This window comes from Bartonella sp. MR100HLJHH (assembly GCF_042194215.1).
GTDB classification, from domain to species: domain Bacteria; phylum Pseudomonadota; class Alphaproteobacteria; order Rhizobiales; family Rhizobiaceae; genus Bartonella; species Bartonella grahamii.
This window is the reverse complement of sequence record NZ_JBHIMR010000017.1, coordinates 2337-19047: the sequence shown is the minus strand read 5'-3', so window position 1 is coordinate 19047 and position 16711 is coordinate 2337. Positions and strand designations below refer to the sequence as shown.

The 16711-nt window shown below is 38.0% G+C and carries 8 protein-coding genes and 1 pseudogene; all 9 read left to right on the top strand.

The window, feature by feature from the left end; translation table 11 throughout:
* Window positions 1-3261 (top strand): Vomp family autotransporter (locus ACFIJ7_RS08295; RefSeq protein WP_375645028.1); only part of this gene is annotated, 3261 nt, incomplete at its 5' end.
* A 625-nt stretch (window positions 3262-3886) separates the two neighbouring features.
* Complete coding sequence (locus tag ACFIJ7_RS08290) at window positions 3887-9928, top strand: YadA-like family protein (RefSeq protein WP_375645027.1); 6042 nt, start codon at window positions 3887-3889, stop codon at window positions 9926-9928.
* Window positions 9929-10601: 673 nt separating this feature from the next.
* Window positions 10602-10841: a hypothetical protein gene (locus tag ACFIJ7_RS08285; RefSeq protein WP_375645026.1), complete on the top strand. Its 240-nt coding sequence runs from the start codon at window positions 10602-10604 to the stop codon at window positions 10839-10841.
* On the top strand, window positions 10841-11458 hold the full coding sequence (locus ACFIJ7_RS08280) for a hypothetical protein (protein WP_375645025.1): 618 nt from the start codon (window positions 10841-10843) through the stop codon (window positions 11456-11458). The genes ACFIJ7_RS08285 and ACFIJ7_RS08280 overlap by 1 nt, the downstream gene beginning before the upstream one ends.
* Window positions 11459-11802: 344 nt before the next feature.
* A complete protein-coding gene (locus ACFIJ7_RS08275) occupies window positions 11803-12075 on the top strand; it encodes a hypothetical protein (RefSeq protein WP_375645024.1) in 273 nt (90 codons plus the stop codon).
* A 40-nt stretch (window positions 12076-12115) separates the two neighbouring features.
* Complete coding sequence (locus ACFIJ7_RS08270) at window positions 12116-12610, top strand: hypothetical protein (RefSeq protein ID WP_375645023.1); 495 nt, start codon at window positions 12116-12118, stop codon at window positions 12608-12610.
* On the top strand, window positions 12585-12896 hold the full coding sequence (locus tag ACFIJ7_RS08265; RefSeq protein ID WP_375645022.1) for a hypothetical protein: 312 nt from the start codon (window positions 12585-12587) through the stop codon (window positions 12894-12896). The genes ACFIJ7_RS08270 and ACFIJ7_RS08265 overlap by 26 nt, the downstream gene beginning before the upstream one ends.
* Window positions 12897-12994: 98 nt before the next feature.
* A complete protein-coding gene (locus ACFIJ7_RS08260) occupies window positions 12995-13129 on the top strand; it encodes a YadA-like family protein (RefSeq protein ID WP_375645021.1) in 135 nt (44 codons plus the stop codon).
* 839 nt (window positions 13130-13968) lie between these two features.
* A pseudogene (locus tag ACFIJ7_RS08255) lies at window positions 13969-16711 on the top strand (hypothetical protein); the annotation flags it as partial.

The following is a 16711-nucleotide window of genomic DNA, read 5'->3' as shown; positions in this document are numbered from 1 at the left end:
ATTAAAGAGGGAAGTGCTTTTGCAGTTCTCTACGATAAAAATGCAGATGAAACCGTTAATTATAACAGTGTGACTTTGGGTGGCGGTAAGAGTACAGGACCAGTTGCTCTTTTGAATGTCAAAGATGGTGAAATTACTGAAGAGTCGCATGATGCAATTAATGGTGGGCAGCTTTGGAAGACGAATGAGCGTGTTACAGGTGTTGAAAAGGATATTGTCCATATTAACGATAAGGTTACTAATATATCAGCTACGGTTACTGATCTTGGCAAGGAGGTTTTCGATATTCAGGAAGCGAATGCTTTTGCTGTCCTCTACGATAAAAATGCAGATGAAACCGTTAATTATAACAGTGTGACTTTAGGTGGCGGTAAGAGTACAGGACCAGTTGCTCTTTTGAATGTCAAAGATGGTAAAATTGCTGAAGGTTCGCATGATGCTATCAATGGTAGCCAGATTAATGCAATATCTGGAGATATTGCAAAGTTTTTTGGCGGGGGTACTGTATTTCAAGATGGTTCTTTTTTAGGACCAAGATATAATTTATCTACTGTTTCTGCAGATGGCACTGTAGAAAAGAAGGTACATACTAATGTTGACTCAGCATTGACAGGGCTTGATGCGAATGTCAAAAATGTAAATAGTCGTTTGACGCATGTTGCTAATGAGTTTACTCAGAAAATTGATGGTATTTCTAAAGATTCTTTGTTGTGGAGTGAAAATGAGGGGGCATTTGTTGCTCTTCACGGAGAAGGACAGAAGACAAACAGCAAGCTGACGTATCTTTTAGATGGCGATATTTCTGCTAACTCAACGGATGCAATAAATGGTTCGCAGCTCTATAAAACTAACCAAAAGATTAGTGAGTTGGGTAATGGCTTTGACGGTATAAGTACAAATATATCGAAGTATTTTGGTGGTGATACAGATATAGCTAACGGTAAAGCGCCAACCTATACGATACAGGGCAATACACATAATGATGTTAGTTCTGCTTTTGAGGGTGTCAATAATTCTATCACGGAGATTTCTAATCAGATTTCCAATGCGACAAAAAATAGCCTTGTCAAGCAAGAGGAAAATGAAGGGGATATCACCATTGGTAAGGAAAAAGGTGGTACGAAAATCAGCATTGTAAATAAAGGTGGCATGGATCGTACACTTTCTGGCGTGAAAGATGGAGAACTTTCTCAAATATCAACGGAAGCGGTAAATGGTTCACAGTTGTTTGCTACGAATGAGAAGGTTACAACTGTTACTGATAATCTATCAAAAGTTGCTGAAAATACCTCGAAATATTTTGGGGGTAGTACAGATGTACTCGAAGGTATAGAGCCATCTTTCCTTATTCAGGATAAAGAATATCATAATATTTTTGATGCTTTTAATGGTGTCAATACTTCTATCACAAATATTGATAATAAGATTTCCGATGTTGTAAAAAATAGTTTTGTTAAGCAAGACGGAGTTTCTGCTCCTATCACTATTGGTAAGGATACAGCGGGTACTGTGATCAATATTGCAGGTGTTGGTGGTTCAGGACGTAAAATTTCTGGCGTGCGGGAGGCAGAGAATGGTGATGAAGCTGTTAACAAAGACCAACTTGATAAAAGCATAGATAAGATTTCTAAAGATATTGAGACAGTAACTGCTGCTGCGGTTCTCTACGATAAGAATGACGATGGTAATGTTAATTATGGTAGTGTGACTTTAGGTGGCAATAAAAACGACGGGCCAGTTGCTCTTCATAACGTGAAAGATGGTAGCATTTCTGAAAATTCCCACGATGCAGTCAATGGTAGTCAGATTAATAAAATATCAGCAGATATTGCAAAGTTTTTTGGTGGTGGTGCAAAGTTTATTAACGGTGCTTTTGAAGGGCTGAAATATACTTTATCGGCTATTGTAGGTGGTGAGGTAGGGAAGGTTAATTTTTATGATGTTGGATCAGCTTTAACAGGTCTCGATAAAAATGTTCAAGATGTAAATAAGCGCTTAACAAATGTATCCAATGAGTTTAATCAGAAAATTGAAGATTTCTCAAAAGATGCTTTATTGTGGGATGATGATGAAGAAGCATTTGTTGCACGTCATGAAAAAGATGGGCAGAAAACAAAGAGCAAATTGAAGTATCTTTTAGATGGTGAGATTGCGGATGGTTCAACGGATGCCATTACGGGTAACCAGCTTTATCTCATGAGCAACAAGCTTGCTAATTATTTCGGTGGCGGTGCCAAATATGAGAATGGCAAATGGACAGATCCTACTTTTAAGATTGTTCAAGTCAATGCTGATGGTACGACTGTTGAGAAAGAGCACCATAATGTCGCTGATGCTTTTGGTGATATTAATAATGGGATGTCAAATATTAATAACCGTATTGATGATGTCATCAACAAGGTCGATACAGATGCTTTAAAGTGGAATGATAAAGAAAAAGCCTATGATGCTAATCATGATGGTAAGCCGAGTAAGATTATCAATGTAGCTGATGGTAAAATTGAAAAAGGTTCGAAAGATGCGGTTAATGGTGGACAACTTTGGGAAACCAATGAACGTGTCACGGGTGTTGAAAAAGATGTTAAGCATCTTACCAATAGAGTCGATAATATTTCCACTACGGTTACGAATATTGGTGAAACGGTTTTCAATATTGAAAACAAAGTTGATAATATTGATAATAAAGTTAACGATATTGCTGAGGACGCTGTTCGTTATGACAGAGATGAAAACGGCAAAAAAACCAATAAAATCACATTAGCGGGTGGTGATCCTAGTGAACCTGTTATGATTGATAATGTAGCTGATGGTGAAATTGCAGAAGGTTCGAAAGAAGCTGTAAATGGTGGTCAACTCCATGACTATACTCAAGAACAGATGAAGATTATTCTTGATGAATCCAAGCACTACACAGATCAACGGATAAATAATATCAGGATTGATGCGATTGATGATGCTGTTGATCGGGCTAAGCAATATACAGATATGAAGTTTGATGTTTTAAACTATAGTATTGAGAGTGTGAAAAAAGAGGCAAGACAAGCAGCTGCGATTGGTTTAGCAGTTTCTAACTTACGCTACAATGATACACCTGGAAAATTAAGCGTTGGATTTGGTACTGGTTTATGGCGTAGCCAATCTGCATTTGCCTTTGGTGCAGGTTACACCTCAGAAAATGGAAAGTACCGTTCTAACATATCCGCAACAACTTCTGGAGGTCACTGGGGTGTAGGTGCGGGATTCAATATGACATTGAACTGATAATAAACAAAATACATAAAAAACACTTTTTCACCCCTGTCTCATGAGGCAGGGGTGAATTGTTTTTACATATGTAAAAAATATATAAATTGATAAGCGCTATAATGATAAATACAGGTTTAAAAAACAGAAAAACCGTACACTTTCAACAAAGTAAACTTCTTATTTCAAAATAAGATAATGAGTTTTTTCATAAATTATAAGTTCATTATTTTCTGCTGTAATTTTTAAATATAAAAAATCTGTAGCACCCTACAGATAAAAAAACTCTCACCTTCTAGAAATCTATTAAAAAATTTTCTAATAAGATAAAAGTATATATTTAAATGTATTCCAATTTTACCGGAGGAAGTTATAGAAACAATATACTAAACTAACTCCACCCCTTGCAAAAAACAGCCAACAAGTTTAAAGGTTAAAAAACAATCACCACAAAAAATTTACCTTCTTAGGAAATGTAAAAGAGCGAAGCACGTTAACCATAAAACCTAAAAACACAACTTCTCTATCTTTTCAATCAGGTACTAAATTTTTATGTTTAGAAAAAGCTGATTTTAAAGAGTTTTATAGCGCTTAAATGTGTCTTTTTTGTGTTTATAGTTATTTTTTCATTGGGGAGTTCATTATGAAAAAATTATATACAAAATTAGCAGGGAGCGATTTAAAATTTTCTCGTTTTTCTTTTGTTAAAGTTCTTTCATTGGCTGCAGCGGCTACATTTTTATCGAATGTTACACCTGTTTTTTCAGCAAATTCTGATTTTAGAAACACATTTCTCGAGGGTGTTAACAGTGCTGGTGTCTCTTATCCAGAAAACATCATCTCTGTTGCTGGTTTGAATGCTTCTTCTGTTTCAAAAGACAATTATTTAACAGCGCTGAATGTTGCTTTGACACCCAAGGTAAATGCTGCTGATGACTATGCAAATTTTTTAACCAAAACTCTTCTAGGTCCGAGTGATGAGGGCTCTATAATCAATGTTTTGACAGCAAACAGTAATAACCTATCGAAAAAAACGTTAAATGCAGGGGTGCAAGATAAAAAGCCTCTCATTAGTCCACAGTCCTTTGTGGTTGATAGCTCTGCAGACCAACGGCTTGCACAGGATGATGAGAATACAGATATTATTAATGTATCAGATTTCTCGCGAAATGATCCCATCACGAGATTGACACGTAGTGCTGGGATGCAACGTGCGGAAGAAACGAATGTCACGCTTGGTAAAGGGATAAAAATAACATCATATGCCGAGAATGTTGCTATTGGTACTAATGTATCAATACTAGCTAGAGAATCCGTTGCTGTTGGTTTTGGTGCGGAGGCGTCTAAAAAGATATCTGTTGCTATAGGTCGTTATGCGCTCGCTGAAGGCGAAGGAAGTATCGCAATAGGTGGTCAAACTATAGGGAAAGATTCACCAATTTCCCAGCCTTCTCGTACAAATGCAAAAGGATATCACTCGATCGCTATGGGTTTTACGACTAGCGCTAAAGGTTCGTCTTCTATTGCTTTAGGTTCATATGCTAATTCGACGGGTACAAATTCTGTTGCTATAGGTATGGGTACGAAGGGCCAAGGAGAGGGTGCAGCTGCTTATGGTGTTGTTGCAGCGGCAAATGGTGATAGTTCCGTTGCTGTAGGTTATAATTCACTTGCGCAAAAACAAGATAGTGTAGCTGTGGGCAGCGGGTCTCAGGCTATGGGTATCAGCAGTGTCGCAATAGGTGGTGAATATCATGAGAAGGATGAGGAGCATGAGGAGGATGAAAATACATTAGCAAAAGCTGATTATACAACTGTTTTAGGTTCTGTTTCTCAGGCCTTAGGACAGGGTGCAACTGCTCTTGGTTATCGTGCTAAGGCGATTGATGAGCTCTCCATTGCTTTGGGTTCTTATTCGGAAGCACAGGGAAAGGGAGCTATCACTATAGGTGCCAATTCTGTAGTTTCGGTGGAAGATGGTGTTGCTCTAGGAAGAGATTCTGTAGCTAATAAGGCTGCTGGTGTTTTTGGTTATACTTCTGTGTTGCAGGGTCCTGCAACAAATACCTCATCGCAATGGAAAAGTACGCGGGGTGCAGTGAGTGTTGGTGATTATAGTAAGGGTATAACCAGACAAATTACAGGCGTAGCAGCTGGTTCTGAGCCTGCCGATGCAGTGAATGTTAGGCAGTTGAGGGATTTAGAAGATGTTGTAAGAAAAAACGGTTGGAAACTGTCAGTTGGAGATAAAAATGCTACAACTGTTCTTATGGATAGTGATGTAGATTTTTCTGCTGGAAGCACAAATCTTCAGATTGCAAAAGGCGAAAAAGACAATAAGCTAAAATTTGATCTGGCTCAGGATGTTACATTAACGAGCTTAAAGGCAGGTACAAATACCTTCGATGCCACGGGCTTAGCCATTACTGATGGTCCGAAAATAACCACCGGTGGTATTGATGCTGGAAATAAAAGGATAACAGGTATTGCACCTAGTGATCTTAGTGCAGATTCAAAAGACGCGGTAAATGGTAGTCAGTTGAATGTTGTAGCTACCCACATAGCTGGATATTTAGGCGGTGGTGTTAAATTTACGAATGGCCAATGGGATGATCCAAAGTTCAAAATTAAAACTTTTAATTCTGAGACGAATGAGATTGAAGAAGAAAGTTTTCCGAATGTAGCAAAAGCCTTTGAGGGTGTGGGTAAGTCTTATGTAAATCTTCACAATGAGATTAAAAATGAGATTAAAAAAGCTACCGATGATAGTGTCTTTAAATGGAATGCCGAATCGAAGAGCATTAAAATTGCCGCCGCTGAGGGGAAAGGTGGGCAAGGAAGTATTGCTATAGGTAATCTTTCAAATGCAAATGCCGAAAATAGTATTGCATTAGGTAGTTTTGCAGCGGCATCTGCTGAAAATAGTATGGCATTAGGTGGACTTTCAAATGCATTTGGTGCAAATAGTATGGCATTAGGTTCAAATGCACAAGTACAAGCTGCTGTTCCTGGTGGTGTTGCTGTGGGTTATCAATCTGTTTCTCGTAACCCAGCGTCCACTGTTGGCTATGATCCTTCCATAGGTAGCAAGTCAACAGATGATGGTGTGATATGGAAGAGCACTCAAGGAGCTTTTAGTGTTGGTGATACTCCGAATAAGATAACACGACAGCTTACAGGTGTGGCAGCGGGTTATGCAGATACTGATGCCGTCAACATTGCGCAGCTAAAAGCACTAAGAGCGTACGCAGGTAAAGGTTGGAAACTTTCTGTTGATGATAAAAATACCAAAGCCGTTAGCATAGATGATACGGTAGATTTTTCAACTGGAAGTAAAAATTTTAAAATTACAAAAGGTGATAAAGACAATAAGCTAAAATTTGATCTGGCTCAAGATGTTGCATTAACGAGCGTAAAGGCCGGCACAAATACCCTAGACGCAACAGGTCTAGTAATTACTGGAGGTCCGAAAATAACAACGGGTGGTATTGATGCTGGTAGTAAGAAGATAGCAGGCATTCAAAGTGGCGCACTCACAGCAGAATCAACCGAAGCTGTCAATGGTTCACAACTTTTGGCAACAAATACTGAAATTGCTAATGTAAGAGACAGTATTCTTGTTAAGCAAGTAGCAAAGAAGACTTTAGCGCGTAGTCTCCGTGATGGAGGAACGGGTCTTATCACTGTTGGTATGGAAACTGGTGGTAGCGAAATCAGTATTTTGAACAAAAGTAATGAAGGGCGGAAACTTTCTGGTCTACTTGGCGGGGCAATCAGTGGAACTTCAACAGACGCAGTAAATGGCTCACAGCTTCATACATTGGGCACAGGGGGTGCTTCGTATTTCGGTGGTGGTGCTGTCTATGCGGATGGGAAATGGACCGCTCCTACATTCAAGGTAAAAACAATCAAGGAAGATGGCAGCCCTGAAGATAAGGATTATCCTGATGTAGCATCTGCTTTTGCTGGAGTTGGTAGTTCTATCACGAATGTTCAGAATAAATTGACTGAACAGGTTAATAATGTGATTAACAAAGTAGAAAGCGAAAGCTTTGTTCAGCAAGACAAAACAACGCATCGTCTCACTATTGGAGCTGCAGTAGAAGGCAGTGAAATCAATATTGCCAATAAGGCTGGTGCGGATCGGACTCTTTCTGGTGTAAAGGACGCGACGAAAAACAATGAAGCCGTTAACAAAGGACAGCTTGATAAAGGCTTGAAAGATCTTTCGAACAGTCTTCAGTCTGATGAATCAGCAGTTGTTCATTATGATAAAGATTCAGATGGTAAAACTAATTATAGTAGTGTGACTTTAGGAAAAGCTAAAGATAAGATAGCTGTAGGTCTCCATAATGTTGCTGATGGTAAGATTGCCAAGGATTCACATGATGCAATCACGGGTGGTCAGATTAATACCATAGCTTCGGATTTATCAAAAATTTTAGGTGGAGATGTATCCTTTGATGGAAAAAACTTTAAAGGGCCAACTTATAATTTATCGAATATTGATGAAAAAGGTGAAGTAACAGATAAACCGCATACCGATATTGGTTCTGCCTTTAAAGGACTTGATGATAATATCAAGAATGTGAATGCTCGCATTAAGGAAGTCTCAGAAGGAGTTGCACAAGATTCTTTATCTTGGAGCGATGGTGACAAAGCTTTTGTCGCTCTGCATGGGGAAGGGGATGACAGAAAAGCCAGTAAAATCACATCACTTGCTATAGGAGATATTACGAAAGAATCGACGGATGCAGTAAATGGTTCTCAACTTTATTCATTGGGCGATAAGGTTGCAAAATATTTTTCTAATGACGCTGAATATAAGGATGGGGAATTGAATGTTCCTGATTTTAAGCTCAAAACTATCAATGATGATGGCACTGAAGCTGAATCAAGCTATAAAAATGTATCAGATGCATTTTCAGGTGTGGGTAAACTTTTCACAAAGATTCAAAATGTGATCAGCGATGTAATCAGTAATCTTCTTGTTACGAAAAATGAAGATGTTATCAACATTGGTAAAGGAGTAGAAGGAAATGAAGTCAATATCGCAAACAAGAGTGGTAAGGATCGAACCCTTTCTGGTGTGAAGGCGGCAGAAAAAGACAATGAAGCGGTTAACAAGGGACAGCTTGATAAGGGTTTGAAGGATCTTTCTGATACCCTTCTGTCTGATAGTTCCTCTGTTGTTCTTTACGATAAAACAACAGATGATCAAATTGATTATACAAATGTAACTTTTGGTAAAGGGAAGGATGCTAAACCTGTTGCACTGCATAATGTATCCGCAGGATCGATTGCGGAAAACTCAACGGATGTTATCAATGGAGGACAGGTTTACATCCTTTCAACGGATGTAGCGAAATTCTTGGGTGGAGATGCTGAATTTAAGGATGGTGCTTTTAAAGGGCCAACTTATAATTTATCCAGTATTGATAAAGATGGTGAAGTAACAGATAAACCGCATACCGATGTTGGTTCTGCCTTTAAAGGACTTGATGAGAATATCAAGAATGTTAACGATCGTATTAAGGAGGTCTCAGAAGGAGTTGCACAAGATTCTTTATCTTGGAGCGATGGTGACAAAGCTTTTGTAGCTCTGCATGGGGAAGGGGATGACAGAAAAGCCAGCAAAATCACATCACTTGCGGCTGGTTCTATAGCATCAGGCTCGAGTGATGCGATTAATGGAGGTCAGATTTATACTCTTCAACAGACCTTTGCCTCATATTTTGGTGGAGGAGCTGGTTATGATAAGGAAGGAAACTGGCAAGGACCCAAATTCTACGTTCAGGTTTTCAATGAGGATGGTACGAAAGGTGATAAAGAGGAGCGTAATAATGTCTCTGAAGCATTTGATGTTGTTAATGACAGCATGAGCACTATCAACGATCGTATAAAAGAAGTTGAAAAGGATGCCTCTTCGAATGGTCTGAATTGGAATGAAGAAAAAGGAAGCTATGATGCCTCTCACGCTGATGATCAGGGCGTTAAGAGCCCCAGTAAGATTATCAATGTAGAGGACGGTAAGGTAGACAAAGATTCCAAAGAAGCAGTTAATGGCGGTCAGCTTTGGGAAACCCAGCAGATGATTACAGATCAGGTCAAGGATATTGAAACTAAAGTTACGGAGGGATCTGTACAATATGATAGAGATAAAAAAACAGGTGAAAAGATCAATCAAGTTACATTAGTTGGTGGAGATGACAGTTCTCCAGTATTAATAGACAATGTAGCGGATGGAAAGATTGAAAAGGATTCGAAAGAAGCTGTTAATGGAGGCCAGTTACATGATTACACAGAACAGCAGATGAAAACGGTTCTTGAAGATGCCAATAAGTATACGGATGAGAAAGTTAGTAGTCTTGTCAATAATGGAGTTAATGAGGCTAATTCGTATACGGATATGAAGTTTTCGACATTAAGTTACGCTGTTGAGGATGTTCGCAAGGAAGCAAGACAAGCAGCAGCTGTTGGTTTAGCGGTAGCTGGTTTACGCTATAGTGATATTCCTGGAAAATTAACACTCGCATTTGGTAGTGGTTTATGGCGTAGTCAATCCGCGTTTGCTGTTGGGGCTGGTTATACTTCAGAGAACGGTGATATTGGTTCCAACTTGTCAATTACCACTTCTGGAGGTCACTGGGGTATAAGTGCAGGGGTTAATGTGATACTCAACTAATAAACGACTAAATCCATAAAATTGATTTGCCTTTTTCTTATTTAAGAAAAGGGCAATTTTTTTATCTTCTTTCAGAGCCCTTTAAAGCTATTCTAAATGTACAGAACTCCCGTAATTATATAAAAAGCCTATTACAACTTTTTTTGAGAATAAAAGACCTCAGTAGCAAAGATTCAAAAAATTGATTACTATTTTTTTGATAATTAGGTAATGAGGTTATTGATCTATCTTGTTATTTTGATTTATTAAAGTGCTTAAAGCAATATAAATACGAATATACCCTTTATTAAAAAGAGGCAGTTTTAGCTTTTATTTTCGTGTAGTGTTAAACGTATGCTTTATATTGGTATCGTTATAATTTTTCATTGAAAGTCTTGTTGTTTAAATGACAAATTATCTTAAAAATAGAATAGTTAAAAATATTATGTTTTTTAATCAGTTTCCTTTTTTGTAGCTTCATAGTAAAATTTTAATTTCTCCAAATTGTTTTAACTTAATTACGAGTATAAAAAGCAAATAGTGCAAATTCTTACAATTCAAAATATGTCTTTTTTATGTTTTAGGCATGGTTTTTATTGAGGGTTTGTTATGAAAAAATTATTGAATCATATTCAAGGGAAATAGCTCAAGTTTTCGGCGTTTATTTTATCGGTTGTTTGTAGCAACGTTTTCATTGGGAGTTGTTATAGTTGTTTTTTTATCGAATGCTATTCCTGTTTTGGCGAAAAAAATTGACATAATAGAACAGCTGCTTAAAGCCATGGCAAAAGCTGCAAAGAGCTATTCTCAAGGAAAAATACTTCTTTCTGCGTATGCTAACTCTAACAGCATTGTGGCTCTCTCAAAAGGTTTTGATTTATTAAAAGCAAGTTATTTAACAGCACTTAATACAGCACAGCAATGGCACCAATAGTGGATGATTCTACAGATGATAGTGGCGATATCAATTTTTTCGTCAATACGCTTTCTATTAAGAGTAAGGATGGTTTTAGTGAGAAATCTCTTACCGATCCGCAATTGGTGATGAACAATAACTCTACAATTACAATAAGTTCTGAAAACAACGAAGATGCAAGGATTATCGATGGATCTGACACCTTGCGACATGATTTCATTGCAAGAATGCAACGATCTACAGGTATGCAACGTACTCCAAACACAAGTATTGCTTTAGATAGTGGAACGCAAGCGGAAAAAGAATGGAGCGTTGCTGTAGGCAATATGGCTCATGCTTTGGGGAAAAGCAGTGTCGCAATAGGTGGTGAATATAATAAGAAGAGCGGATATGGAGATAACAATTATACAACTGCAAAGAGTGATTATTCAATAGATGTAGGTGTCGTTTCTAAAGCCCTAGGGTATGGTTCGATTGCTCTTGGGTGCATATGCATTTGCTCAAGAAGCTATTTAATAGGCTTCTATTCAATAGCAAATGTGGTTGGCAGTATCGCTATAGGTTCCTATTCTAACGTGACGGTTGATGATGGGCGGGGGGGGTGTTGCTATCGGGAACAACTTTGTGCCTGGTAGGGCTGCTGGCGTTTTTTGGGTATATGTCTCTTCTGCAAGGACTGGTCAAAAACACCGAATCTCAATAGAAAAGTACGAAAAGTGCAAGAGAGTATTGGTGTTCCTAGTAAGAACATAACGCGCCAAATTATAGGCGTAGCAGCTGGTAGCAAACCTGCCGATGCAGTGAACCTTAGATAGTTGCAGGATTTAGAAGAAGTCGTAAGAAAAAAGGTTGGAAACTGTCTATTGCTGGTGAGGCAGCTAAAGATGTGGATGCTAGATAGTACAATAAATTTTCATCCGGAGGAAGTAACTTCAGGGTTAAAAGAGATAAGGACAATGAAAATAAGCTCATATTTGGTTTGGCCAATGATATAGCATTAAAAAGCATAACATTAGGAGAGAAAACAAAAGTAGATGCAACAGGCTTAGTAATTACTGATGGCCCACAAATAACTACTGGTAGTATTAATGCGGCAAGTAAAAAAGTAACAAATATTGCAGAAGGAACTCGCAATACTGGTGCAGTGAGTATTTTTGTAAAACAGGATACAGCAATGAAACACATTACCATTGGTAAGGATATAGATGGTGATAAATCGATATTGCGAATAAAAGTGATAAATTACGGATAATTTCTTGTGTTAAGAAAGCAGAGAGAGAGATAAAGCATCAATGATGCTGTTAATAAAAAAACAGCTTGAAGAAAGTTTAGAGAAACTTGCTAATAATTCTGCTGTTGTTCATTATGATAAAGCAAATAATGAAAATGGCACTATTAATTATGAAAGTATAACTTTTGGAAAAACTACAGCTCCCGTTGCACTTCATAATGTAGCAAATAAAATTACGGAAAATTCCACTGATTTTGTCAATGGTGGTCAGCTTTATTCACTAAATCAAACGCTTGCAAAATATTTTGGCGGTGGTGCTAGATATGAGAATGAAGAATGGACAGCACCAAGTTCCAAGCTGAAAGTTTTCAAAGATGATGGAACCTTTGAAGAGAACAGCTATGATAATATTGCAGCAGCTTTTGCTGGCATAAATAGTGTTTTCGCGAAGCTTCATAATGAAATTTCTGGCAACATCGAGAAAAATGCTTTGTTATGGAGTAATGAAGCAGGGGCATTTGTGGCTCGGCATGGAAAAGACGAAAAAAAGCTATAACGATATTGCTAATGCATTTAATGCAGGTCGTGGCGTTGATAAGAATAAGAAGGCGAGTAAGATTATCAATGTAGAGGGTGGAAAGGTAGAAGAAGGCTCGAAAGAAGCAGTAAACGGTGATCAGTTACATGATTATACGAAAAAGCAGACATATACGATTCTCGATAAAGCGAAAGAATATACGGATGAGAAAGTGTCTAATATTGTAAAGGATGGTGTTAAAGAGGTTTATTCGTATACGGATATGAAGTTTGTAACGTTAAGTTATGCTGTTGAGGATATCTGAAAAGAAGAAAGACAAGCCGCAGCCATAGGTTTGGCAGTGTCTGATTTAAGCTATGAAGATACTCTTGGAAAAATAAGTTTTTCTTTTGGTAAGGGGTTGTGCAGAGTCAATTAGCTTTTGCCTTTGGCGCTGGTTATATGTCTGAAAGTGGAAGAATTCGCTCAAATATATCATTAACGAGTGCTGGAGATCATTTTGGGATAGGTATAGGACTGAGAGCAATAGTGAATTGACAATAAACAAATTCTAACCATTAACTTTATTAACATTTTGTTTTTATTGGTCTTAATGAGAGATGGGAGAGTATAGTAGGTGCGCGCATGAGGTACCGTTACGGTGAACATAAGCAGCAATTAACATGAGTTACAATATTTTATGATGTAAGGCAGTTCAGAAAGAAGTAAGACAGACGGCCTCCGTTGGTTTAGCAGTATCGAATTTAAGTTATGAAGATACCCTTGGTCTTTAAGCATTTCATTTGGTACGGATGCATTGGTGTAGTGCATCCGTCTTTGCTATCAGAGCCGGTTATATGTCAGAAGATGGAAAAATTGGCTCCAATCTCTCCGCAACGAGTTCTGGTGGTCATTAGGGTGTAGGTGTTAGGCTTAATTTAATACTGAACTGATAAGCAAAAAACTTTTTTAAATATGCTCTTTGCCCTTGCCTCATCAAAGCAGGGGCATTTTAGTAAAAATCTTTCATCAATCCTCTAATGAAATAAAAAATCTTATTCACGAAAAATAAACTGATGCCTAAGCGGATGATCAATAGGCACAAAAATTATACCTCTTTCAAAGAGGTCAAAGCTAAAAACGATGCACAACCTTTGATGGAAAAACGAAATTAATTCTAATATTAAGCGTTTTTTTACCTTCCTTAAATTGACTTTCACGAACTTGCCTCTAACTACCCTCTAAAGGCGCTGTAGAAACAACAGCTTGTGTCTTAATTTTATTTATGTCCTAAAACACGCTGTAAAAGCAGGAACACGCAAAGGAAATAAGAAAGCTTTAGAGTTCTAGAGCATACCTTTTTTGTGTTGTTAATCTATTATTATGAAGGGGGTATTATGAAAAAATTATATACTACACACAATCTGCGTGATTTGAGTTTTTCTCGTTCACATCATCGATCATCATTGTTTAAAGTGGCTTCGTTAGGAACTGCGGTGGCATTGTTTTTATCGAATGCTTCTCCTGTTTTTTCAGCAAATCTCGATTTAACAAAAGCATCTCTTGAAAGTGTGAAGAATGCCGCTGTAGTTTATCCGCAAGGTACTATTTCTGCGTATGATGATTATAACAGTGGTATAGATGGTTATAATTCTGTAATAAATGTTTTAACAGCCGACGGAAAATTTGCATGGGAAGATGCGCAAAACATCTTCACAGCGAATGGCACGCTCGTTTCTGATTCAAAAAGGGATAAGAGGGCTAAAAAAGCTGTTGTTTTAGATCCAGAGAAATATACGGCAAAAGAGAAAAGTTTTGCCATAAATTCTATGGCTCGCACTTCAGGGCTAGACGGTATTGCGATAGGTTCCGTATATGATAATCAAGATAGCATTGAGGAATATACATTCGCGAATGGTTACTCCTCAAAAGTGAGGGCTGATGGTAATGGAGCTATTGTTATAGATAAGAATACTGAAACGCGTGCGGCTGAAACACGGGCGTATGGCAATGTTGTTCTTGGGGACGGTTCTGCGACTACATCGCTTGCTGGCGCTGACGGTTACAGTCCTATCGAGCTAAGCGAAAAAAATAAAAACAGTGAGGTATGGAAAGGTACTGCAAATGCAGCGACTATTGGTGATTATAAAAATAAGGTAACACGCCAGCTTGAAGGAGTGGCTGCTGGTAGTTATTCTACTGATGCTGTTAATGTTGCACAGCTAAAAGCGTTAAAAACTTATGTAGACCAAGGTTGGCAGCTGTCTATTGGAGGTAAAAATGCCACAACGATTGGTATAAAGAGTACGGTAGATTTGTCGGCTGCAAGTGACAACCTTACGATTACAAAAGGTGCGGAAGACAATAATGTAAAATTTGATTTAGCTAAGAATATTACAGTGGCAAGTGTCACTGCAGGGAATGCCTCTATGAGTAATGATGGCTTTCTGTTTGCTGGTGGGGCTAGAATAACTGTGGATGGTATTGATGCTGGCAATAAACAGATTACAGGAGTGGCAGCTGGGAAAAAACTTGATGATGCAGTGAATTTTGCGCAGCTACAAGAGATAAAAAATGAAATAGCAGCAAATAGCTTTGCAGTTTTCTATGATAAAAATGCAGATGGCATCGTTAATTATAATAGTGTGACTTTGGGTGGTGATAAGACTACGGCACCAGTTGCTCTCCATAATGTACAAGCTGGTACAATTGCAGAAGGGTCGAACGATGCAATCAATGGTAGCCAGATTGAAAAAATATCCCGAGATGTAGCAGGTATTTTTGGTGGTGATGCGAAATTTAGCGAAGGTATCTTGTTTGGTCCGCACTATCATTTATCGCAAATTTCTGAAAATGGTGTAGCAGTAACTAAAGACCATTATGATGTTGGTTCTGCTTTGACAGGGCTTGATGACAATATCAACAATGTGAATAGCCGCTTAACACGTGTAGCCAATGAGTTTACTCAGAAAATTGATGGGGTCTCTAAAGATTCTCTGTTGTGGAGTAATGATGAGAAAGCATTTGTAGCACAGCATGGAGAGGAAAAAACCAATAGCAAAATAAAGTTTCTTGCCAATGGAGACATTTCTGCTAATTCAACGGAAGCTGTAAATGGTTCGCAGCTCTTTGCTACTAATCAGAATGTTGACACTGTTACAAATAATTTAGAAAAAATTTCTCAAAATACATCTCAATATTTTGGTGGTGGTGCAGATGTATCTAACGGTAAGGCTCCCACTTACACTATTCAGGGCAAATTACATAATGGTTTTGAATCTACTTTTAATGCTGTTGATAATTCTATCACGAATATCCAAAATCAGATTGCGAATGCGACAAAAAATAGCCTTGTCAAGCAGGAGGAAAATGAAGGTACTATCACTGTTGGTAAAGCAACAGGTGGTTCTGAAATCAATGTTGCAAACAAATCAGGTGATGTTCGTACAATTTCTGGTGTGAAAGCAGCAGTTAAGGATGATGAAGCTGTTAATAAAAAACAACTCGATGGTAAAATAGCAGATATTAGTAACAGTATTAATAACATTAAAGAGGGAAGTGCTTTTGCTGTCCTCTACGATAAAAATTCAAATGGCACCATTAATTATAATAGTGTGACTTTAGGTGGTGATAAGACTACGGCACCAGTCGCTCTCCATAATGTAAAAGCTGGTACAATTGTAGAAGGGTCGAATGATGCAATTAATGGTAGCCAGATTAATGAAATATCCCGAGATGTAGCAAATTACTTTGGTGGTGATGCCTCATTCGAGAATGGTACCTTTACAGGACTAAAATATGAGTTAACTACTATTAATGACGATGGTGCAATAACTATAGAGGAATATACTGATGTTGGCTCAGCTTTGGATGTAGTTAATAAAAACGTCTTTGCGGTTGATCATAGAATAACCGTTGGGTTTCTTGATATTGCTGATTATTTTGGTGGTGGTGCTAAGTATGAGAAAGGCAAATGGCAAGCTCCTACTTTCAAGGTTTCTCAGCGTGAGGCGGATGGTACTATTGTTGAGAAGGAACACCATAATGTCGCTGATGCTTTTAGTGCTGTTGATAATTCTATCACGAATATCCAAAATCAGATTGCGAATGCGACAAAAAATAGCCTTGTCAAGCAGGAGG